This window comes from Ornithinibacillus proteolyticus (genome assembly GCF_039581225.1).
GTDB lineage: Bacteria > Bacillota > Bacilli > Bacillales > Amphibacillaceae > Ornithinibacillus > Ornithinibacillus massiliensis.
The window spans coordinates 24,888-48,238 of sequence record NZ_JBCPXV010000020.1 but is presented as its reverse complement, the minus strand read 5'-3'; the positions used below and the strand labels follow the sequence as shown (position 1 = coordinate 48,238).

Genomic DNA, 23,351 nt, shown 5'->3' with positions numbered 1-23,351 from the left:
CTACAGATAAACTTCTATGAATACGATCAATCAAATACTACTGTACATAACTAAAAAGGACAGCACATCCGCTGCCCTTTTACTTAGTTACCTAATGCCTGTGATAAATCTTCTATTAAATCACGAACATCCTCGATTCCTACTGAAACTCGGATTAACCCATCGGTTATTCCTAGCTCTGCTCTTCGGTCTGCTGGGATTGATGCATGGGTCATTTTTGCTGGTAATGAAATTAAGCTTTCGACTGCACCTAAGCTTTCTGCAAGCGTAAAGTACTTCACTTTTTTCAATACTTCTTCCGCCAGCTCACCACTACCTACATCAAATGAAATCATTCCACCAAAACCACTCATTTGTTCTTGCGCCAAATCATGACCTCGATGTGATTCAATACCTGGATAATAAATTGTCGTTACTTTTTCATGTCCTTGTAAAAACTGAACAAGTTCATTCGTATTCGATTCAATTGCTTCCATGCGTAGTGCTAACGTTTTAATTCCTCTCATTAATAACCAAGAATCCTGTGGTCCTAATACTGCACCAACAGAATTTTGTAGAAAGTGAATTCTTTCTGCTAGTTCCTCAGATTTAACTACCACTAATCCTGCTACGACATCACTATGCCCACCAATATATTTGGTTGCACTATGAAGGACAATGTCTGCCCCCATATCTAAAGGCTGTTGCCAGTATGGTGTTGCAAAGGTATTATCAACTATTAGTAGTAGATTATGTTTTTTCGCTATGTCTGCCATTTTCTTTATATCTGTAATTTTTAGTAATGGATTTGTAGGTGTTTCAACATATAAAACCTTCGTATTCTCTTGTATTGCTGCCTCTACTTGTTCAGGATTACTCGTATCCACAAATGTATGATGTAAATCAAATCGATTTAATACTTTGCTCATTAATCGATAAGATCCACCATATACATCATCGGTTAGTACAACATGATCCCCTGCATCTAATAGCATCATGACCGTTGTAATGGCAGCCATTCCGGAGCCAAAAGCAAATCCATGAGTTCCATTTTCTAGCTCTGCTATCACCGTTTCGAGTGCATGACGAGTTGGGTTACCTGTACGAGAGTATTCATATCCGCGGAAGTTCCCTACACCATCCTGCTTATACGTACTTACCTGGTAAATTGGAACAGACACTGCTCCTGTTTGTTCATCACGAGTAATACCACCATGTACCATTTTTGTTTTTGAACGCATATTAAATCTCCTTCCCCATGACATCCGGGTAAATCTTTTTACTTAAATAACGATCACTACCATCTGGAAAAACGACCACAATATTCGTACCCTTCTCTGCTTGTTTCGCTTCTTCTAATGCTGCGCACATCGCGGCACCGGAAGAACTACCAACTAACAATCCTTCCTTACGGGCAAGGCTTTCCACCATTTGAAAAGCATCTACATCACTGATTGTATGAATCGAATCAAAATAGCTTGGATCCATAAAAGCAGGTAAAAATTCCATCCCAATTCCTTCCGTTCGATGCGGACCAGGCTCACCACCTGCAATAATTGATCCTTCTGGTTCTACAATCACAGTCTTGATAGTTGGATCTATTTCTTTAAAAAATCGAGAACACCCCATGAATGTACCACCAGAACCTGCTCCTGCAATAAAAACATCAACATTCCCATCTAAATCATGCCAAATTTCTGGAGCGAGGGTTTTATAATACGTATTTGGATTAGCAGGGTTGGCGAATTGTTGCGGCGAGAAGCTATTTGGGATTTCGCTTAACAGTTGCTCTGTTTTTTCAATTGCCCCCTTCATCCCAGCCTCTCTAGGCGTATGGACAATCTCTGCACCCAAAGCTTGCATAATCAGTTGCTTCTCCTGACTAAAATGTTCTGGCACAACAAAGATTACGTTTAAGCCTTTTTCTTTCGCTGAAAGTGCTAAGCCAATTCCAGTATTACCAGCTGTAGGTTCTATAATTGTGCCACCTTGCTTAATCTTCCCTTTTGTAAGAGCATCATCAATTAGTTCTGCTCCCAGACGGTCTTTTATACTTCCACCAGGATTATAAAATTCTAGCTTTGCATAGATGTTAACTCCATCTGGAATAGCATCAATATGGCGTATGTTAAGCAGAGGAGTATGGCCGATTAAATCATGAATCGATTGATATAATGCCACAGTATCACCCCATTAGTTAGAAAACTTCTCTCCAACCCTCTTTTTTCGCAAGCATCTCTTTTGCGATTTCCTTTGCACCTTCAAGGCTATGGTTGGCTGCCCAGCCGCATTGTACTTCATTACATGCCGGCACTTCAACTGCTGCTAAAACATCTTCCAATGTCTTTTCAAGTGTTACTAATACTTCGTCAAATGAATCATTGTTTAAAATAGCCAAATAAAATCCTGTTTGGCATCCCATTGGGCTAATATCTAATACATTGTCCATATGATTACGAATGTTTTCTGCCATTAAATGCTCAAGAGAATGTAATCCAGCCATCTCCATGTGTTCTTTATTTGGTTGCTTGAATCGGATATCGTATTTATATACCTTGTCTCCATTAGCTCCTTCTGTTACACCAACTAGTCGAACATATGGTGCTTTCACCTTTGTATGATCTAAATTAAAGCTTTCTACATTCATCTTTTTCATCATCTTTCACTTCTCCTTTAAACCTTATTTAAATGTTGCTAAGATAAGCCAAGCAAAATCATTCATTTGCTTGAAAGAAACATTAAACTGTTGCTCAGTAAAAATTTGTTCAATTGTGTCAATATTAGGATAATACTCTCTTCGTAAATCCTCGGCAAGATTAGAATATCCAACTTCCTCGGCCTCTCTTATCTTCCGTTGCTTAGCATTGTCCGATACAAAAAGTGTATCTGCAAATACAATTTTACCACCTTTAGGAAGTAATGTTGCAAAATTTTTAATTGCAAGTTCTTTTTCTTCATCATTTAGATGGTGAAATGCAAATGTGCTAACTATCGTATCAATTGGAGTAGTAGGCTTTGGAAAATCTAAAAAATCACCATCTAATACTGTTACATCGGGTAACTTCAACTTTGCGATGTCTCGCATAGCTGGTGAAGGTTCGATTCCAATCACAGTATGTCCATTCTCCACTAGCTTCTTTGTTAAATTGCCAGTGCCTACTCCAAATTCTAATACAGTACCAATCGAATTTTCTACCACTTCGTCTAATATCTGATCGTATTGATGAAAAACTTCTTTATATTCACGGTCATGCCCATTAACTGTATTATCATAGTTCTCTGCCCAATCCTCAAAAATCTCTAAGAATTCTCGTCCCATCTTCTCATCTCCATATAATGAAATCATAGTAAACCACTATGTTTAATATGAATTATATGTAATACATTATCACATGTTAACGGTTTTTAAAAGAAAAGAGATTAGTGCAAAAACTTAGGCTATTATGTATTAAATAATAATGGAAAGAGGCCGGGACAAAACTATTTCTAACATAGGATAAACCGAACATGACAGTTAGCGCATCAAACCCGCCCCGGAAATATACTACGCGTCCGTGGGCGGCTGGTGAGCCTCCTCAGAGCTAAAGCTCTTCCGGGGTCTCACCGATGCCTTTTCTCCCACAGGAGTCTCCGTATATTTCCGGGGCTAATGTGATTGTTCGTTTTTATTACCTTTGTTTTAGTTTTGTCCCAGCCTCTTAGGCATTATCTATTTTGTGGGAAAACTCGTTCAATCATATTACCAATTTCTTCAAAGAATCCTTCAATTGGTCTTCCCTCATCGACATCACGTGCGTAATTATCGGCTAAATCCATAAAATCTGGGTTAGTGGACACATATACATTGTCAATATTATTATCCACTGATTTTACGATGGATGAAATTTTTTCTTTCACCTCATCGGTTAATTCTCCATCCTTGTGATTTAAATTATTACCATTCTGATGTGTGTCTAGTTCAGCCGCAACATAGGCATTATTGTCTGTAGTCAGAACATACGCATTATCAATAACATTGATTCGTTGAACGATTAAATCCGCTGCTTCTTCAGCTACATCATACCGATTTGCATTGGTTTGTTCATTGGTATTATTTATATTACGTGTATTATTGTTTCCTGGATTATTTATATTTCGGAATCGATTTGGTTCCTCCAAGTCACGTTGCATCGTGTAGTTTCGATTATCACGCGTACCAATGCCATCTGGATGATTTTGATATCTTACGGGATCGATATTATTATTATCTGTTCCACGCTGGCCTTCTTCATTATCTGCTGCACAACCAGAAACGATAAATAAAGCTGCTGCAGCGACAGTAATAAGTTGCTTTTTCATTTTATCCCTCCCCTTTTCGTTTTTTAGTATGTATCAGTGTAAACTGTTTATGCTAATTAACCCTGACCTTAAATTGGAAACCACACCAAATAGTCTCTCGGAAATATATATATAATATGGGGAAGCTATAATTACCCTTGGAGTTTTAAGGAGGGGAATTCATGGATATTCCAGACTACGACAAGGCGTTGTACTACACATTATGGGGACAGTGGGATGATCTTCTCGTTCTAATGGTCCGCACAAAAGACGATTTGCTATCTAAGAAAATACAGAATTTCTTGCACGCTTATCACTATTCCCTAGATGAACAAAAAATTATCGATTCACACGACAACCTTCTTTACTATATAGACCACGCAATGAAATACACACCCGAAACCGCCTTAAAAATGTAGATAAAAAAACGCATTTGCTGTTCTTTTAAGCAAATGCGTTTTTTCTTATGACGACAGGAAAACAAATTATGTATCTTGATGAAACCTTCATAAAAAATAGCGATAAATCCGTTATTCCCAACCTGTATCATCACATGTTGGAATTATCTTTGTGGTTATGACCATGTTTTTTCCCATTATTGTGGTTGCTGTTGTTATGATGGCTACCTGATTTAGGCTCTTTGTCATTACCACGCTGTTTCCCCTTGTCCTTGCCATTTCCTTTACCGTGGTTTTTCTCTTGGTGCTTATCGTTTGTTTTGTCCTTCCCCTTGGTGTCTTGCTTGTTTTGACTTTTCTTGTCTTTTCCATTCATGCCAGGGTGTTTTTCTTTATTATTTCCCTTGATTTCCTTTGATTCTTTGCTCTTTTTAGGATGATTTTCTTTATGCTTATTCTTTTTTTGCTCATTACTATTTCTGTTCTTTTCTAATGAATTACTTTTTGAGGTGTTTAATTCTAATTCCTCATTATCAGCATTGTTAGTATCATCTTGTATAACCTGATTTGAATCTTTCTCGTTTGTCACGTCAGCTTTAGCGTTTTTATTAAGGTAAAATGATTGCAATACTTGACTATCCTCTTCTGTGACAATTGATTGTAACTCTTCATCAGGTTCTTCGGTAACCTTTTTAGCTAATGCTTCATTCATCGATTGATTATTTTCTTCTGCTACAACTCTAACGTCTTCGGGAATCTTAATGGTAACCAATTCCCAATCAGTCGTTTCAAAGCGTTCATCAATCCTATTAATAATCGGTTCTGTTTCTGTTTCCTTTATGTAATGAACACCAATCAAAACATTTTTAGCTGAATTGACAAAGCCTTTATCTTCACTTTTCATCATAATAATAGCAATGGCATCATCAATCTCTTTTCCGGTTAAATCACCAAGCTCATGGATAATTAATTCTGCCTCTTCATTAAAGGGAGTTACATTGGTAATCTCCAAGCTACTATTCACTTCTAGTTCCATACTCGGGTTAATATCAATATCCACATATGCATATGCTTCATCCCCATTTACTACCATATACAGCGGAAATAACATAATTAAACATATACATGCAATAGCTATAACACGCACAGTGAAAAACTTTTCCCTTAATCTAGAAGAGTTTTCATTTTTCGTAAAAGGCTCATAGGCAACTTCAAAACCAATTTCGGCTCCTTTAACCGGATAAGCTTTTTCAAATAAACCATCGTGTGTCATTACAATGGTATATTTCTGATGCTGCTCCATGACTATTCCTTTTTTCACTGGCCCACCCCTTTCAAATAGTCATTAAGAAACACATAATCCTCTCCAAGAATAATAAAAATGGCTAAAATGAATTTCCGATTACGCTCTAACGTTTTTTTACTCACATCAACTTTCTTAGCCAATTCTTTTATCGGGAGTTTTTTCTTTTTTTCGACATATTCACTTAACATTTTATCATCTCGTATCATTCTTGCAATACGAACTGCACTATCTCGTGCATCACGATGCTTTGGTGAAACTTCGACAAGATCTTGAAGTGATAGCTTATACATGGCCAGTTTGTTCTGAAATTCAAGAATCTCTTGTCTACGATACCATGCTTCTTGTTCTAGTTGATACTTGCTCTTAACTGCTTCTACTTCGGTTGGATTCTCCATTTTCTCTTCATCATAACTTTCGTCAAACGATATGGTTACAGGATATTTATTTTGATAACGAATATAATCAATTACTTTGCGTTTGACGATTAAGCTACTAAAGGTTAAAAAAGAGCTCCCACGATCTGGTGAATACATACGTATTGCTTCATTAAATGCTGACAAGCCAATACTAAACTCATCATCTCGCTCTGGATCAATGTATCGTTTACAAACTTCGGATACTGTTTTAGCAATAAAGGGTTGGTATGTCTTTAATAAGAAATTATGTGCGGCTTCATCACCTTTTTGTGCTTGATCAATTAGTTCTTCTATTGGGATGTCTTTTAACATTTCTCGTGTCAAAGTAGACCACCCCTAGCATTCATATATTTCGATTCTGCTACAATTTTTTTGGGTGTGTCGAATAGCTTATTTATTATTATATATTGTTTTATATTTAAACAGGTCATTTTTAACCCACCATACTTTACTAATTTTCCATTTCAAGAATATGACTATCTTACAGTACAAGTATTACAGGGAGTGTCACAAGAGGATTACATTTTGTTTAAAAATAGGTAACTTTCCCTATAAAAAAAGAAGAGACGAAATATCTCTTTCTTTTTATCGGTAGCTTTATCGAATTGTGGAAGCGTTTTAGATAATATTATGAAACGCGAAAAAGAAACTACATTATTACTTCGTCTAGGTCTAATAGGGTAAGTGAAGGTTCACTCCTTCTGAATAATAATAGTCAATAGGTACGAAGAGCCCTACCTTTCCGTGTTCTGTATGATTTAAGGTTGCAAATACAACCCCAATTACTTGGCCTCTTTCATTTATGATAGGACTTCCGCTGTTTCCACGATATACTGGTGCATCTATCATGAGAACTGGTAGATTCCAACTAGTTAATTGTGTATATCCGATTATCGTTCCTTGATTAGCTATTCCATTGAAAGCAAGTGGGTTTCCTATGAAACTTATTTTTTCATTTTCTTCAAAAACGGTTTGCTCTGCTAGCTCTAGGTACGGTAACTTCTCTTCACTTTCTGTTTTAAGTAACGCTAAATCCACATCTGGATAGGTTTCTAATACATCTGCATTATATAAGCCTAAATTAGGAAAAGCGACTGATACGTGCTTCTCATCATCCACTACATGGGCATTAGTTAAAATATACCCATCTTGATTGATAGCAAATCCAGTCCCTTTACTATCCTGTGTTTCCACTACGACTACAGCTTCTTTGTACGCTTTTATCTCATCATCAGCCGATAATTTCGCCGAAGTAATTAAAAAATCAATTGCTGGAATCGAAAAAGTCTTTGGAAAAAATGCTACAACATTAATTAGCATTGCAATAGCAATAAGCCAAAACGTCCATTTAGGAAACGGACGCTTTGGCTTTTTATCTTCCATAGTAGATTTGATGAGTGCTTCTTTACGAGCTTCCTCAACAATTTCTAGTAGCTCTTCCTCATCAAATTCCTCATATAAATCTTCGTCAATAATGTCAGGCTTTTGGTCATTATTACGTTCCATCACACTCACCCCACATTTGTCCTTCCGTACTATACAGCTCGTTGTGATATCCCTTGCTGCATCTTGTACATTTGGTAGTATGTTCCTTTTTCAGCGATTAACTGTTCATGGTTACCTTCTTCTATAATTTTACCATGTTCTAGGACAAAAATGTTATCCGCTTGTTGAATCGTTGATAATCGGTGGGCGATTACTAAAGTAGTTCTTCCTTTTTTCAAAACTTCTAGTGCATGTTGAATGACATTTTCCGTCTCCGTATCAATATTAGCTGTTGCCTCATCCAATATTAAAATAGCCGGATCAAATGCAAGTGCACGTGCAAAGGAAATAAGCTGTCTCTCACCTAAGGAATACGTGCTTCCTCCTTCTGTCACTCGCTCATCATATTTTTTCGGTAGCTTCTCGATAAAACGGTCTGCACCTACTGTTTTTAATGCTTCAATTGCCCGTTCTCTACTAATCTTCGGATCGTTCATCGTAACATTGGATATAATCGTTCCGGAAAATAGAAATGGATCTTGTAATACTATCCCCATATGACTTCTAACCTGTTGTCTGGACCAATTACTTGTATCATGGCCATCAATCGTAATTTTTCCTTTTTGCGGATCATAAAATCGGAATAATAGGTTCATAATCGAACTCTTTCCAGATCCTGTATGACCAACAAAGGCAACGGTTTCTCCATCCTTTATGGAAAGGGATAAGTCTTTTAATACATATTCTTCCTTCTCATAAGCAAAGGAGACGTTGTCGAATTTGATATTCCCCTTATAACGTGGAATTTCCTTCTGATTTACTTCTTCTCCATCTAAATCTAATAATTCAAATACACGACCACCTGCGACCCTTGCCTGCTCTAATAATGGTAGCTGGTTCACAATATCATTTACCGGTTCAAATAATCTCGTTAATAAATCCACGATAGCATAGAGCATACCTATCGAGATTATCGTCTCCAAATTTAATGAGCCGGTGCCAAAATACCAAATAAATGCTACAAAAGCAATATTTCGAAAGACTGTTACAAGGTTATAGGACGTAAGTGCACTTAGCTTCAATAGCTTTCGCTGATACTTAAAGTGTCTCGTATTTAATTCTTCAAATTCTTTCTTTGTCTGTTTCTCTCTTCGGAATGCTTGAATAATAGTCATCCCTTGAATGGCTTCATTAATCTTACCGTTTATCTCACTTATCGTGGACCGGATTACTTTATTATATTTCGTTCCAAAGAATTTATAGAATCGCATCCATACTAGTAGTAATGGAATCAAGAGCAAGAACCACACCGCAAGCTTCGCATTTAAAATAAATAATGCAACAAAGATTCCAGCCATATAGATAGCACTCGTAACAATAATACTTAAGACACGTTCATAAAGATCACGGATTGCCTCTGTGTCATTTGTCACACGTGCCACAATCTTCCCTGCTGGTTGATTGACGTAGTAATTAATTGGAATTCGTTGCGTATGCTCAAAAATATCATTACGCATCTTTTTAACAATCTGATTCGAAGCTTGTTGTAATAAAAATGTTTTATAAAACTGGAAAATACCAGCAATAAGTAGCAACCCAATGTATAAAGCTAATAACCATAAAATCGGTCGTTGTTCTGGTTGGAAAAAGCTATAAATGTCACTTACAGAGATTTTTTGCCCTGTAAAGGTTGTTACTTCTTCTTGTGACTTCACAGAAATTGTATTATCCTCTACTGTTCGCTCCCCAAGTATTGGAACTTCTCCTTCTACAAGGTAGTATTCCTTACCAATTTGCAGTAGGGAGTTGGTACTAATTATTTCATCCTCTTCATTCATACGATCTGCTCTCTTATAATACCGTTTATTGAATTCGACCGTATTTCGGTCATTGTCACCGCTTATTTCATACCATGTACCTTCTATACCGACAATGTGATCATCAATAATTGTCTTGGCAATTAAAGGTCCAGCTAACTCAAGAGCCGTTGCAATGATTAAAAATAAAATACCGATGATGATTTTCTTTTTAAATTGTAGTGCATATTGAAATAGTCTTTTCTCAGTAGATTTCTTTCGCATTAGGAGATCGCCTCCTTATCACCTTCAAGCTGCTGTTGTTCATACTGTTCCTTATACCATCCATCATTTTGGATTAATTCTTCATGTGTACCCTCTTCGGCAATAATTCCATCTTCTAACACAATAATATGGTCAGCATGTGTAACAGCGGATAACCGATGGGCAGCAATAAAGGTTGTTTTGTTTTTTCTTTCTTCTCGTAAATGCGCAATAATCTTTGATTCTGTTTTTCCATCTACAGCAGATAACGAATCATCTAGTATTAAAATTTCTGGATCCTTAATAAAGGCCCTCGCTAAGGCTACACGTTGTTTCTGACCACCGGAAAGGGTTACACCACTTTCTCCTACTTTCGTATCCAAGCCTTGTGGCAACTGCTTTATATCTTCAACAAAATGAGCTAGCTCCATAACGCGATAAATTTCCTCATCTGTCGCATCACTTTTACCAAATTGAATATTTTCTCTAACACTTTTCGAGAACATCACTTGGTCTTGTGGAACATAACCAATCCAAGAACGAATTTGATCCAAGCTCATCCGCTCTAAATCAACTCCGGATACTTTGATTTCACCAACTACTCCTGGATATTGACGGAGCATTAGCTTAAATAATGTCGTTTTACCGGAACCAGTTTTCCCTACTACTCCTATAGTCTGCCCCTTCGTAATGGAGAGGTTTATATTCTCTAGTTGATTTCGCTTTGTTCCCGGATAGGAGAAGGAAACATTGGCAAATTCTATTGTCTCTACTTCTGTTACCGACATTGGCTTCTCTGGGTCCTTTACATCGGCTTCATAGCCAATTGTTTCATTAACACGGTCCAAGGATGCATTACCACGCTGTAAAACATTGATTAATTCTCCTACAGCAAACATTGGCCAAATCAACATTCCTAAGTAAACATTAAAGGAAACTAAATCCCCTAAGGAAATCACATTTTGAAATACAAGTACTGTCCCATATCCGAGACCAATTGTATAAGATAAGCCAACTAGAATTTTCATCGTTGGTTCAAACATGGCATCAATTTTTGCAACTGCAATATTCTTTTGATACACATCCTCTGTCATGGCCTCAAAACGGTCCTTATCCTGCTTCTCCTGAACAAAAGCACGGATTACCCGAACACCACGAATAGATTCCAATACCTCATTATTCATATTTCCAAATGCAGCCTGTGCCTCAGTAAAACGAGCATGGATCGCTGCACCGTATTTATTCATAATAATAGCCATTATTGGAAGTGGAATTAAGGCAGCAAGTGTTAACTTCCAGCTTATCGAAAACCCCATCATCGCAATGAGCATAAACATAAAGGTCGTCGAGTCTACTAAGGTTAAGACTCCAAATCCAGCAGTTTGGGCAATGGCTTTTAAATCATTGGTACTTCTTGCCATCAAGTCACCTGTTTTGTATTTCCCGTAAAATGTTGGTGTCATGCGAAGAAAATGATTAATTAACTTTGAACGAGTCCATCTTTCCAAAATCACCGCCCCACTGAATAACGTATAATCCCAAATAAAGGAAACACTATAGTGGACTACGATTAATACCAGGTAACCGACAACTATTATCGTAAGTAGCTGGGAAGTTAATGTCTGAAATTGAATATGATCTATCGCATATCCAAGAAGTCTAGGCGGGATTAGTCCGATTGCACTAGCGATAATCAATGTAATAATGGCAAACGTATACCGCTTCCAATAATGCTTAAAAAACCAATCTAACTTTTTAAAAACCTGAAACATTACGTATCACCTTCTTTATCTCTTTCGTTGCTATTTTTGAATTGCTTTTAGCTGCTTTACATATTCAACCATTAAAAAATGCATGCGCCAATGACGCATGCATGTAAACGAACAGAATAGCTCTCACTAATCCCTTATATTACAAAAAGGCCACAGCACATGGGTGACCTTTTACAAAACGGAATATATTCTACCTTAAATCGAATCAAATTTCGTTCTTGTAAGAGGTCATATAATTATTCAATTGTAAAGCAACGTTGTTTACGATAATGATGTTTTTCATTTTGATGACCTCCTTTTCTTAATTTTGAATACTTTTTTAGTATAAATTGGTAATAATGAATAGTCAACATTTTTTTAAGATAAATTGTTTTCAAATATATTGACCTATACTCATACTAACAAACTTTTGTGCATTCTTTTCACCTTACCCTTTTCTTTTCCAGGTAACTCATAATTTTTTCAATAACCTACATACTAAACTCTAACCAGTGTTTTTAATGGAGGTTCCTATGTGGAAAAGAAATAAAGAAAATAAGGATACTATTTTCCCGGTTACAATTGATAAGCTAGAAAAATTGTTAGTAGATAAATTCAACAACAATCCCAATTTAAAGTTCTCAAAATACAATATAAACGATAAAAAAGTAGCTGTCTTTTTCATTGACTATCAAGTAGAGATTGATAAAATACAGCAATCCCTACTTCAGCCTCTACTTAATATGGATAAGAAAATAACCAATAGTACGCTACTTTATGAACTACCATTAAATTCTGGTTCTACCTCGCACACCTTACAGGATGTCTTAGAAAAATTAGTCATTGGCGAGGTATTTATCTATATAGAACTTGAATCTGAGATTGTCAGCTTTTCAATGATTTTAAAGGAAAGTCGTAATATCGAAAAAGCGGAAACAGAATCATTAGTACTTGGTCCAAAAATTTCCTTTACGGAATCACTTTCCAAAAACATGAATATTATACGGTCTCGAATTATTTCAAAAGATTTAGTATTTGAAGAAGTGAAGATTGGGCACTTATCTCCACGTGATGTTCGATTAGTTTATTTAAAATCCATTGCAAATGAAGTCGACGTCAATACAATGCGCCAACGACTTAATGAATTAGATGTAGATGAGATTGAAGATACAATTGTATTAAAACAATATATGGAGGATTCACAGACGAACCTTTTCCCGCAATTTGTTGAGACGGAATTACCTGACCGTTTTACTTACAATATTACAAGAGGAAAAATCGGTGTCTTAGTTGAAAATAGCCCAACAGCATTTATTGCACCGGCTACTCTTTTTTCCTTTTTGGAATCGACAGAGGATCTGTATATGCGTTGGCATGCAGGGTCCTTTCTACGGATTATGCGATTTATGGCGATGATTTTCTCTGTGTTGATTACACCAACCTATGTGGCCGCAGTGACATACCAATATGCTATTATACCAACGCAATTACTTATATCAATTGGGCAAACTAGGGCTGCCGTACCGTTTCCTCCAATATTTGAGGCCTTACTTCTGGAATTTTTACTAGAATTACTACGAGAAGCCGGTGCCAGACTACCAACAAAGGTTGGTCAGACAATGGGTATTGTAGGTGGTATCGTTATAGGTCAAGCAGCAGTAGAAGCCGGTTTAACCAGTAATATCCTCATCATCGTTGTGGCAATGAGTGCATTATCATCCTTTACAACACCTAGTTATTTATTTGGTACAACACTTCGAATCATTCGTTTTCCATTTATTGTACTTGCTGGAATATTAGGCTTATTAGGTATTGCATTCGGGCTATGTTGGCTCATTATCCATATGCTACGACTAACATCCCTTGGCCGTCCATATTTAGCACCGCTTTATCCATTACAAATTAAAGATTTTAACAAAGTGTTCTTTAGAGCACCCTTGAGCTATTCCAGTCGGAGAGCTAAAACCTATCGCCCCAAATCTATTATTCGTTTTAACAAAAAAGATGCCAAGCAGAAACGTGATATCGATGAGTAGGTGACATATGGAAATCAATCTGAATGTTAAGACCAATTTACAAATACGGGCATTTTACCTATTTTTTATCATCGCCGGATTACAGCTCGGTGTTGGCATAATAGGTGCTCCGCGCTTTATCTACCTGGAGGCAGAACGTGATTCATGGTTAGCTATACTGATTGCATTTCTGTTTACTTGTCTAGTGGTTGCTGCTATGTTTACTATTCTCAATCAATATGAAAATGCCGATTATTTTGGAATACATGTAGATGTGTTTGGAAAATGGCTTGGAAGAATATTAGGAACACTATTCATTTTATATATATGCATAAGCTTTCTTTCGATCCTAATGACCTACATTCAAGTTATTCAAATCTTTTTATACCATGCTCTTCCCAATTGCGTACTAACCGTTCTTATTATGATTCTTGTTGTTTATGCTGTATTTGGGGGAGTTAGAGTTGTAGTTGGGGTAACCTTTATACTCTTTATCATAACCTTTTGGTTAATTGTTACACTCTATGACCCGTTTATACGAATGAATTGGGATAACTTCTTACCATTGTTCCAATCTTCGTTTCCTGAGCTATTAAAAGGTGCTAAGGCTACCGCTTATACGTTATCAGGATTTGAGATTCTAATGGTTATTTATCCTTTTGTCAAAAACAAAAACAAAGCCAAACTACCGACATTTCTCGGTCTTACGTACACTGCAATCGCTCTTATTCTCGTTACCATGATATCGATCGGTTACTTTAGTCCAACAAGGCTAAAGAATATTAATTGGGCTGTACTAATATTAGTGAAAAGTACATCGTTTACGTTCCTCGAACGTCTAGACTATATTGTAGTAGTAGGATGGTTACTGGTCATTATTCCAAATCTCGTCTTATTAATGTGGGCAATTGCACACGGAATGAAAAGAATGTATTCTATTTCTCAGAAAAAAACCCATTGGGTCGTGACAATCTTGATTTTAATCATCGTGAATTACTTTCGATTTGATTACCAAATTACCGCCTTAACCGATTGGGTAGCCAAGTTAAGCTTTTGGGTCGTATATATATATCCGTTTATTTTGTTACCTTTAGTCTTGTTGAAGAAGAAATGGAAAAACAAAAAAGGCAGTGGTTCATCATGAAACGTTTACGTATCTTACTATTGCTCGGTATCGTTCCTATATTAAGTAGCTGTCTTGAAACAGCGCAATTAGAAGATCTTGGCGTGATTACCGCTCGTGGTGTTGATCGTATAGAAAATCAAGAAATTGAAATGAATATGACTATATTACAATTTCAAACCAATTTTACTCATCCTACTACCGTCGTTAAAGGAGTATCGGACACCATTAAGGGAGCAAGGGCCGATGCTAACAAGAAGGTAAGTCAATATTTAGTACCTGGGAAAATGCAGCTCGAAATATATGGTAAGGAACTCGCACAATCCGGGGTCAATCCTTTCACCGATACGTTAATACGAGATGCAGCGATTCCTGATACATTGTTATTAGCTGTCGCAGAGGAGAAAGCTAGGGATATTTTTCATATCCAAGTTGAAAATATTTCCACTAACCTTGGAGAATTTTTGCATGGATTAATTGAGCCATCAGGTGAATCTCAAATATTTCCTAGTGTAACCCTTCATAAGTTTGCCGCTATTATAAATACTGAGGGTGTAGATCCAATATTACCCATGATGGGTGTTCGTGATGATATCCCGACAATTACTGGCATAGCGCTATTTAAAGGCGATAAAATGAAAGGGCAACTCCCTATCGAACTGGAACACCTCTTTATCATTATGGATCGTCCTCAGACTGGAATATTACTTGAATTAATCATTCCTCGCGAAGCCGTTTCTGAATATCTAATGAATTCTGAGGAAGCGGAGAAGATAGGTGAGATAAGACTCGTGTTCTTAATCGAGCATGGAACTACGAAAAAGGTTCTTACAGACAAAGAAAAGCTTACATTTGATACGAACATAAGGCTTGATGTAAGCTTACAAGAAATCTCCAGCAAATATAATTTAGATGATCCGAAAGCAATTAATAGCTTAGAAAAGGAAGTAGAAAAAGTACTAACAGCCCAATATGAGGATATTCTGGAATATTTAAAAGAAATCAATGCGGATAGTTTCGGATATGGAACCGTTTATCGAATAAATAATAAGGATGGAAAATTAACCGATAAAGAATGGGACGAAAAGTATCCTAAACTTGATGTAACCTTTAATATTAATGTTAATATTATTCGACATGGAACTATAAATAAGTAGGGGTACGAAGAAACCCCTACTCATTTGCATATGACGTTAGTTGCTTACACATAACGATTAGCTATAATACTGTGCACTTTCTGTCACTTCTTCTGAAACTAACCCGGATAACACATGAACCCGTAGAATGAATCCTACTAGTTTAGCTTCCTCATTCTCGACAGCTAATGGATATTTCGATTCCAAGGCTTTCGGGATAAGATCATGAATATATTCATCTTGTTGAACGGTGACATAATCAGCACGTAAAATATCTACTAACGTTTTCTTCTCTTTTTTTGCTTGTATTGCATCATCAATGGTAATGATTCCCTTAACACGACGACCTCTATCAACAACATAGACACTGGAGATACCGTTGTCTTCCATTTCTTTAATTGCTACATTTAGCCCATCCTTTAAGGATACTAATGCATTCGGTTTAATCATAATATGTTCTGCCTGAAAGACTTTAGAACGGTCAATATCTTTAATAAAATCTGAGATATAATTATTTGCCGGGGCTTCAATAATCTCCTCCGGCGTTCCAACCTGTACCACATGACCATCCTTCATAACCGCTACCCTATCACCTAATTTAAATGCTTCATTTACATCATGAGTGATAAAGATAATGGTCTTTTGCAGTCGCTCTTGGATATCTAATAATTCCAGTTGCATCTCCCTACGAATTAGCGGATCAAGCGCACTAAATGGTTCATCCATGAGTAAAATATCTGGGTCATTTGCCAATGCACGTGCAAGCCCAACACGTTGTTGCATCCCACCTGAAAGCTCATCTGGATACTTATCTTCATACCCCTTCAGGCCTACTATCTCAATATTTTTTAAGGCAATCTGTTTTCGTTCTTCTTTGGATACAGCACGTATTTCTAGACCATATTCAACATTAGCCAATATCGTCCGGTGGCTAAATAGACCAAAGTGCTGGAAAACCATTGCAATTTTTTCTTGCCTAATCTTTTTTAAATCTTGCTTATTTGATTTCGTGATATCGATACCATCTATATAAATAGAGCCTGCAGTTGGCTTGTTTAATAGGTTAAAACAACGGATTAGGGTAGATTTTCCGCTACCAGACAAGCCCATAATAACAAATACCTCACCCTTTTTTATGTCTAAAGATGCGTCATAAACGCCTACCGTGTGTCCTGTTTTTTCCAGAATTTCTTCTTTCGTCTTCCCTTCCTCAACTAAGGGTATAACAGACCTCGGCTTTGATCCAAAGATTTTCGATACATGATCTATTTTTATCTTCGTCTCCATTAACTAATCCCCCTTTGGAACTTAGCTGCCACACCATTTGTCACCCGGTCGATAATAATCGCTAGAAATACGATACTAATACCTGCTTCAAATCCTAGTGCTATATCAATACGATTTATCGCAACGAGCACTTGCTCACCTAACCCTTTTGCACCAACCATGGAAGCAATTACTACCATTGCGAGTGCCATCATCGTAGTTTGATTCACTCCAGCCATAATCGTAGGCATTGCTTGTGGGAGCTGTACTTTGCGTAGCATTTGCCCCCTTGAGGAACCAAAGGATTGCGCGGACTCAATGACTTCTTTGTCTACCCCTCGTATCGCAAGCTCTGTTAACCGTATAACTGGTGGTAGTGCATAGATTAGTGTCGCAAATATTGCTGATACATTACCAAGCCCAAAGAAGAAAATAGCTGGAATCAAATAAATAAAACTTGGCATTGTTTGCATGGCGTCTAGAATCGGGCGCATGATATTGGAAAACCCTTTATTAAAGGCCATCCATATTCCTATCGGTATACCAATTATTAAGCAAATGATGACCGCTACGACTATTATTGCTATCGTAGTCATCATATCCTCCCATAACCCGAAGCTTCCAATTAGGAATATAAAGATTGCAAATAGCACCCCTGAGAAAATCGATTTAAAGTACCACCCTAGTAAAAAGATAACGATAATAAAGCTCCACCAAGGCATGGCTACAAGCATATTGTCAATAAAATTAATCGTTCTAGAAGAAATAAAATAAATTAAGTCAAATAAACCTTCTAAGTTTGTAGCTAAGAAACTAACAAACTGATCCACATAATCTCCTATATTCGTACGTATATCTGGAAAGCTCTCCATTAGTAGACTGCATGACGCAGTCCCTTCACCTCACTTATTATTCACTATAAATTAGAAAGCAGCCAACCAACAGGCTAGCTGCTATGGGCTTTACTGTAGTGCATTCTTAACCTTATCTGCTACCTCTTCTGATACCCAGCTAGTCCATATATCTTCATGCTGATTCATCCACCAAACGGCTGTGTCATAAGCATCTGCACCATTCTCATCCATATACACCAACGCTTCTTCTGTAAGTTCACTACTTGTCTCATAGTGACTTAAGAAGTCGTACACTTCTGGCACTTGCTCCTTAAAATCCTTATGAACAGCTACCACAACATCATTCGGAGGGAATTCCGTCGCTTTTGATTCATTCCAAATTGCTTCTTCATATGGTGCTTCCTCTAGTAGTGTTAAGTCATATTTCGCCGTTATTAATGTAGGTTCCCAGTAGTACCCTACCCATGGCTTGCCCGATTCGTAAGCATTAACTAAATCCGCAACTGCAGCAGAGTCAGAACCTGGCATAAAGTTATTCATCGTTTCGTCTAATCCATAAGCCGTAAATTTATCATCAATAGCTTCTGCAACTACCCATCCACTCGGGGCATTAATAATACGACCACGTCCTGGATCTTCTGGGTCTTGAAACACATCAGGGTATTTCTTTAAATCCTCTACTGTGCGTAAATCCGGTGCTATAGGTTCAATACCACGTTCCGCATCTCCTTCGATAACATAGGTAGGAACATACAATCCTTGATTATTATCATTGAAGTTTACCGATACCGTTTCAAAGTCTCCAGCCTCTGTTGCTTCTTCATATAATTCTTTAATATTATCTGTCCATATTTCCATATAGGCATTAATATCACCTTGACGAAGGCCCTGTACTGTTGCTGTCGAAGATCCGGATGTTACTTCTATATCATAGCCAAAGCCTTCTTCCATAATTATTTGTGCAATACTATTATGAATACGAATACTATCCCACCCTGCATCTGCTAGAACAATCTTATCAAGCTCACCATCTGAACTAGATCCACAAGCAGAAAGGATTATCAATATACTAGCTAAAAATAAAATGCCAATCTTTCTCATTAATATAAGCTCCTTTATCGTCTACTTTTTTTCGAATCCATGATAATCCCACACGAAATAGATAATATAAAATTCCTAATTATCCATAAATTATAAATATAATTATTCCGCTTAATCTAAACCGCTATTTTAAATGAAAGGTGAAAACACTATCCACTTTAGAGGAGAATAATAGAAATGGTGTGGGGGTAATGAAAGAATATACCATGAATACAACAACATCTATTATGTTACTGAAATATTCCTATTCTATCAAACGGCATAAGTATGGAAATTATTGAATTATGTTACATTTTCCAAGCTTAAAGTTATATAAACATATAAAATTAGCTTTATTACCACCGATTCTCTCTATAACTAACGTATACTCCTGTTTTACTTCTCCATCATCTTGTGACAATAGTGGTCATTATACTATGCCAAGTCAGATTCGATCCATCCATCACGTTATCCCCTCAACTGCTTGCATTTTCAAGGTGATAATCATTGCATCTCCATGTATACCTTGCTATGATATAATAGTTCAAAACGTGAACTATTCAAAACGTGAACCATATTACATCATTAGGGGGTGCTATTACGTGGAATTAAAGGATCTCGTGGAAAGGTATCAGAGTGCAATTACCCACGTTTATCGACGAGTAAACATTATTTTAAAAGAAAAAATCCAATCCGATATAACAACTGATCTATTTACGACATTACATTTTATTTATAAGCGAAAAAAATGTACCAGTACGGAAATAGCAACTGAATTTGGAATTGGCAAAAGTGCTGTTACAGCGCAAATTAATAGACTTTATGAAAAAGGTCTAATTGAACGTGATCGTGATGACGATGATAGAAGAGTGATTTATTTATATGTATCAGATAAAGGGATAGATTTTGTTGAAAATACGGAAAAGGAACTCTTTCAAGAGCTAGGCAATTATTTAGGAGATTTTGATGAGAAAGAAATTTATACCTTTATTTGTTCATTAGAAAAATTAGCTGAGAAAATGAAAGTACAATAAGGAGAGGAAATGTCGTATGAAACAAATCATTCGTTTACGATGGTTCATAGCCGCTGCTTGGATAATAGCTGCTGTCGGCTTATTTATCTTTGCCCCTAACCTCCAAGAACTAGTGCGGGAAAAGGGACAAATTACTGCACCAGAAGATTCACCATCATCTCAAGCAAGTAAGCTTATTGAATCGATGTCTGATGATAGTACCTCAAATTCCGCAAGTGCTGTTCTAGTGTTTCACGAGGATAATGGATTTGATGATGAAAAGAGAAATGAAGTAATCGAGGCGATTGATCTACTAGAAGCAGATCAGGACAAACTGGGGATTTCTGATGTATTAGCATTTCATACAGATCCCGCTATTGAAGAACAAACCGTCTCTGAAGACGGGAAGACGATAATTGTTCCCTTTCAAGTATCGTTAGAAAATCAAGAAATAGAAGAAGCCCGTGAAGGAATCTATACGGCACTTGAATCTATTGATCTAGAACATTACTTAACTGGTGAATCATTTATTACCAAAGACATTATTATTAATTCTGAAGAAGGTTTAAAGAAAACGGAGCTTATTACCGTTGGATTAATTCTTATCATATTATTTGTTGTCTTTAGATCCTTTATCGCGCCATTTATTCCGTTATTAACAGTAGGTATTTCTTATTTAGCTGCTCAAGGAATCGTGTCCATTTTAGCAGATAAAGTAGATTTCCCACTGTCCACCTTTACCCAAATATTCATGGTAGCCGTCATGTTTGGGATAGGGACAGACTATTGTATTCTATTAATTAGTCGATTTAAAGAAGAAATGGCTAATCACGATACAATCAAAGATGCCATATTACACACATACAAGTCTAGCGGTAAAACTGTGCTATTTGCAGGAATTGCCGTGTTAATTGGCTTTTCTACCATCGGCTTATCAACCTTTTCATTATATCAATCTGCTGTTGCTGTAGCGGTTGGTGTAGCCGTCGTATTAATTGCCTTAGTCACATTAGTACCATTTTTCCTAGTTGCTCTCGGAAAAAAACTGTTCTGGCCTTTTGATAAATCCGTTTCTCATAAGGATAGTAAATTATGGGGATCGATTGGTACACTCGCATGGGCTAGACCAATTATTGCATTAGCGATTATTGCGGTGATTACCGTGCCGGCTTTATTAAGCTATCATGGTGACAAATCGTATAACTCTCTAGAAGAGATTGGAGAGTCCTATGACTCTGTAAAGGGATTTAATTATATAGCAGATAGCTTTGGACCAGGTCAAACGATGCCAACTACTGTTGTATTAGAAGCCGATCAACCTGTAGATACGGCGGAGGCATTCCAACAAATAGAGACTCTCTCGGAAGCAATTGCCAAAATAGAAGGAGTAGAGCAGGTTCGTAGTGCAACTCGACCAACTGGCTCCATTATAGATGATTTTCTTGTAGACAATGTTACCGGCCAGCTTGCTGATGGAATTGGCCAAAGTACCGATGGTTTATCTGAAATCCAAGCAGGATTACAGGACGCTTCAGGCGAGTTGAAAGATGCAGAACCTCAATTGCAGGAAGCACAAGATGGAATCGATCAATTATTAGAAGGAACGGCGTCAGCTAATGACGGAATTGGTGAAATTCAAACCGCACTTCAGGACATTCAAACAGGCATTAATTCCGGAGCTCTTGGTGCTGGAGAAGCGAAGGCTGGTCTAGAGCAAATAAAAGATAACCTTGATCAGACAATCGAAGGAAATAAAGAATTACTAAAAGGTTACCAAGAAGTGGCGAAAGGATTAACCGAGCTTAATGACGGACAGTTTAGCACCATAAGTCAGCTTCCTGGAACAATTAAACAAGTTTATAACAGTCTAAGTACTGTATTAAGCAATCATCCTGAATTACAGCAGGATACGGATTTCATGACGGCTTATATGACATTAGAGGAGCTTTCAAAACAAACAGAACCGTTAGCAGATATCCAAAATATGATGCAAACGAATGTTATTATTCCTTTAAAACAATTAAATGATCAACATGAACAGTTCAACCTAAACCAATCCATTCAAGCACAAGAACAATTATCTGCTGGTATCGGCGAATTAATAGGTGGTATTGAACAACTAGAATCTGGTCTAAGCCAAGCCGCTAATGGGCAAGGACAAGTAGTAGCCAATATACCTAGCTTACGCGATGGATTATCACAAATTTATGGTGGGCAGGAAGAACTGAAGACTGCTTTTGAAGATATGCAAAGTCAATTAGGCGAACTATCATCCGGCCTGTCAGAAGGTGCAGATGGTTTACAGCGAGTTGGCGATGGTCTATTACAAGTTAAAGGATATCTAGAAGACATTGAAACAGATACGAACAATCCAATTGTCATGATTCCGGAAGAAGCTTTAAATAATGATGCATTTATAGAAGCAGCTAATATGTATCTGTCTGATGACAAAACGATTGTAAAATTTGAAGTCGTCTTAGGCTATAACCCTTATTCGACTGATGCTTTAAACATGATTGATAAAATTAGTGACAAAGTAGACGAAGCAAAAAGAGGTACCATTTTCGAAGCAAGTGATGCGTTATTAGGTGGAATCAGTAGTACGAATCATGACCTACAGAACGTGTCAGATGAAGATTACGCTAAAACAGTGTTATTTATGATTATTGGAATCTTCATCATCCTGATTATTTTACTACGTTCCATTATTATGCCAATCTATCTTATTGGATCGTTAATCTTAACTTACTTTACGTCCATGGCTATAGCCGAAATTATTTTTGTTAATATAATGGGGTATGATGGACTTACATGGGCAGTACCATTCTTTGCCTTTGTAATGTTAACCGCTCTTGGTATTGACTATAGCATTTTCTTAATGGATCGCTTTAATGAATATCGTGATGGAAATTTAAAGGATGCCATGTTAACAGCAATGAAGAAGATGGGAACCGTTATTATTTCTGCAGCAGTTATCCTAGGTGGTACATTTGCTGCCATGCTCCCTTCAGGAGTTCTTTCTATCTTACAAATTGCTACCGTTGTCCTTCTTGGATTATTCTTATATGCCCTAGTGATGTTACCACTGTTCATTCCAGTAATGGTAAAACTATTTGGTAATGCAAACTGGTGGCCATTTAAAAAGAATTAAT

19 protein-coding genes are annotated in these 23,351 nt (G+C 37.0%); 6 read left to right on the top strand and 13 right to left on the bottom strand.

Features of this window, described 5'->3' with window-relative positions:
• Nucleotides 1–83: 83 nt before the first annotated feature.
• From AAIB49_RS10850 to AAIB49_RS10830, 5 genes are all read right to left on the bottom strand, one after another.
• Entirely contained in the window at nucleotides 84–1,220 is a 1,137-nt protein-coding gene (locus AAIB49_RS10850) for a bifunctional cystathionine gamma-lyase/homocysteine desulfhydrase (RefSeq protein ID WP_343458081.1), read from the bottom strand.
• Nucleotide 1,221: 1 nt separating this feature from the next.
• Nucleotides 1,222–2,160 carry a PLP-dependent cysteine synthase family protein gene (locus tag AAIB49_RS10845; RefSeq protein ID WP_339216056.1) on the bottom strand — a complete coding sequence of 313 codons (939 nt, stop codon included), beginning with the start codon at nucleotides 2,158–2,160 and terminating at the stop codon, nucleotides 1,222–1,224.
• Between the two features lie 16 nt (nucleotides 2,161–2,176).
• Nucleotides 2,177–2,638 carry an S-ribosylhomocysteine lyase gene (locus tag AAIB49_RS10840; RefSeq protein ID WP_339216058.1) on the bottom strand — a complete coding sequence of 154 codons (462 nt, stop codon included), beginning with the start codon at nucleotides 2,636–2,638 and terminating at the stop codon, nucleotides 2,177–2,179.
• Between the two features lie 21 nt (nucleotides 2,639–2,659).
• Nucleotides 2,660–3,298, bottom strand: a complete 639-nt coding sequence (locus AAIB49_RS10835; protein WP_339216059.1) for a class I SAM-dependent DNA methyltransferase — start codon at nucleotides 3,296–3,298, stop codon at nucleotides 2,660–2,662.
• A 386-nt stretch (nucleotides 3,299–3,684) separates the two neighbouring features.
• The gene (locus tag AAIB49_RS10830; RefSeq protein ID WP_339216061.1) at nucleotides 3,685–4,317 is read right to left on the bottom strand and encodes a YhcN/YlaJ family sporulation lipoprotein; all 633 of its coding nucleotides are present in this window, start codon (nucleotides 4,315–4,317) and stop codon (nucleotides 3,685–3,687) included.
• A gap of 161 nt (nucleotides 4,318–4,478) precedes the next feature.
• Between AAIB49_RS10830 and AAIB49_RS10825 the strand changes: the two genes are divergently transcribed.
• A complete protein-coding gene (locus AAIB49_RS10825; RefSeq protein ID WP_186869278.1) occupies nucleotides 4,479–4,715 on the top strand; it encodes a YhdB family protein in 237 nt (78 codons plus the stop codon).
• A gap of 130 nt (nucleotides 4,716–4,845) precedes the next feature.
• On the opposite strand, the gene AAIB49_RS10820 is transcribed toward AAIB49_RS10825, so the two are convergent.
• The 5 genes from AAIB49_RS10820 to AAIB49_RS10800 form a co-directional block, all read right to left on the bottom strand.
• Nucleotides 4,846–6,015, bottom strand: a complete 1,170-nt coding sequence (locus AAIB49_RS10820) for an anti-sigma-I factor RsgI family protein (RefSeq protein WP_339216064.1) — start codon at nucleotides 6,013–6,015, stop codon at nucleotides 4,846–4,848.
• Nucleotides 6,012–6,740 (bottom strand): RNA polymerase sigma-I factor, encoded by a 729-nt coding sequence (gene sigI / locus AAIB49_RS10815; RefSeq protein WP_255488095.1) that lies wholly within the window; start codon nucleotides 6,738–6,740, stop codon nucleotides 6,012–6,014. The genes AAIB49_RS10820 and sigI overlap by 4 nt, the downstream gene beginning before the upstream one ends.
• 348 nt (nucleotides 6,741–7,088) lie before the next feature.
• On the bottom strand, nucleotides 7,089–7,922 hold the full coding sequence (locus AAIB49_RS10810) for a S1C family serine protease (RefSeq protein ID WP_343458080.1): 834 nt from the start codon (nucleotides 7,920–7,922) through the stop codon (nucleotides 7,089–7,091).
• Nucleotides 7,923–7,951: 29 nt separating this feature from the next.
• On the bottom strand, nucleotides 7,952–9,982 hold the full coding sequence (locus tag AAIB49_RS10805) for an ABC transporter ATP-binding protein (RefSeq protein ID WP_339216070.1): 2,031 nt from the start codon (nucleotides 9,980–9,982) through the stop codon (nucleotides 7,952–7,954).
• Entirely contained in the window at nucleotides 9,982–11,733 is a 1,752-nt protein-coding gene (locus tag AAIB49_RS10800) for an ABC transporter ATP-binding protein (RefSeq protein ID WP_339216072.1), read from the bottom strand. Before AAIB49_RS10800 ends, AAIB49_RS10805 begins: the two co-directional genes overlap by 1 nt.
• Before the next feature lie 512 nt (nucleotides 11,734–12,245).
• On the opposite strand from AAIB49_RS10800, the gene AAIB49_RS10795 reads away from it, so the two are divergent.
• From AAIB49_RS10795 to AAIB49_RS10785, 3 genes are read left to right on the top strand one after another with little or no spacing between them, the layout of a single operon-like run.
• Nucleotides 12,246–13,748: a spore germination protein gene (locus tag AAIB49_RS10795; protein ID WP_343458079.1), complete on the top strand. Its 1,503-nt coding sequence runs from the start codon at nucleotides 12,246–12,248 to the stop codon at nucleotides 13,746–13,748.
• A gap of 7 nt (nucleotides 13,749–13,755) precedes the next feature.
• Nucleotides 13,756–14,871 carry a GerAB/ArcD/ProY family transporter gene (locus AAIB49_RS10790; protein WP_343458078.1) on the top strand — a complete coding sequence of 372 codons (1,116 nt, stop codon included), beginning with the start codon at nucleotides 13,756–13,758 and terminating at the stop codon, nucleotides 14,869–14,871.
• The gene (locus AAIB49_RS10785; RefSeq protein WP_343458077.1) at nucleotides 14,868–16,007 is read left to right on the top strand and encodes a Ger(x)C family spore germination protein; all 1,140 of its coding nucleotides are present in this window, start codon (nucleotides 14,868–14,870) and stop codon (nucleotides 16,005–16,007) included. The genes AAIB49_RS10790 and AAIB49_RS10785 overlap by 4 nt, the downstream gene beginning before the upstream one ends.
• Before the next feature lie 57 nt (nucleotides 16,008–16,064).
• On the opposite strand, the gene AAIB49_RS10780 is transcribed toward AAIB49_RS10785, so the two are convergent.
• The 3 genes from AAIB49_RS10780 to AAIB49_RS10770 all read right to left on the bottom strand — a co-directional run bounded on the left by AAIB49_RS10780 (nucleotide 16,065) and on the right by AAIB49_RS10770 (nucleotide 19,207).
• Nucleotides 16,065–17,273, bottom strand: coding sequence for a quaternary amine ABC transporter ATP-binding protein (locus tag AAIB49_RS10780; RefSeq protein ID WP_339216079.1), 1,209 nt, complete (start codon nucleotides 17,271–17,273; stop codon nucleotides 16,065–16,067).
• Nucleotides 17,273–18,124 (bottom strand): ABC transporter permease, encoded by an 852-nt coding sequence (locus AAIB49_RS10775; RefSeq protein ID WP_343458076.1) that lies wholly within the window; start codon nucleotides 18,122–18,124, stop codon nucleotides 17,273–17,275. The genes AAIB49_RS10780 and AAIB49_RS10775 overlap by 1 nt, the downstream gene beginning before the upstream one ends.
• Nucleotides 18,125–18,214: 90 nt before the next feature.
• Nucleotides 18,215–19,207, bottom strand: coding sequence for an ABC transporter substrate-binding protein (locus tag AAIB49_RS10770; RefSeq protein WP_343458075.1), 993 nt, complete (start codon nucleotides 19,205–19,207; stop codon nucleotides 18,215–18,217).
• A 581-nt stretch (nucleotides 19,208–19,788) separates the two neighbouring features.
• Here AAIB49_RS10770 and AAIB49_RS10765 point away from each other — a divergent pair.
• Entirely contained in the window at nucleotides 19,789–20,220 is a 432-nt protein-coding gene (locus tag AAIB49_RS10765) for a MarR family winged helix-turn-helix transcriptional regulator (RefSeq protein ID WP_343458074.1), read from the top strand.
• 16 nt (nucleotides 20,221–20,236) lie between these two features.
• Nucleotides 20,237–23,350, top strand: a complete 3,114-nt coding sequence (locus AAIB49_RS10760) for an MMPL family transporter (RefSeq protein WP_343458073.1) — start codon at nucleotides 20,237–20,239, stop codon at nucleotides 23,348–23,350.
• Nucleotide 23,351: the final 1 nt, after the last annotated feature.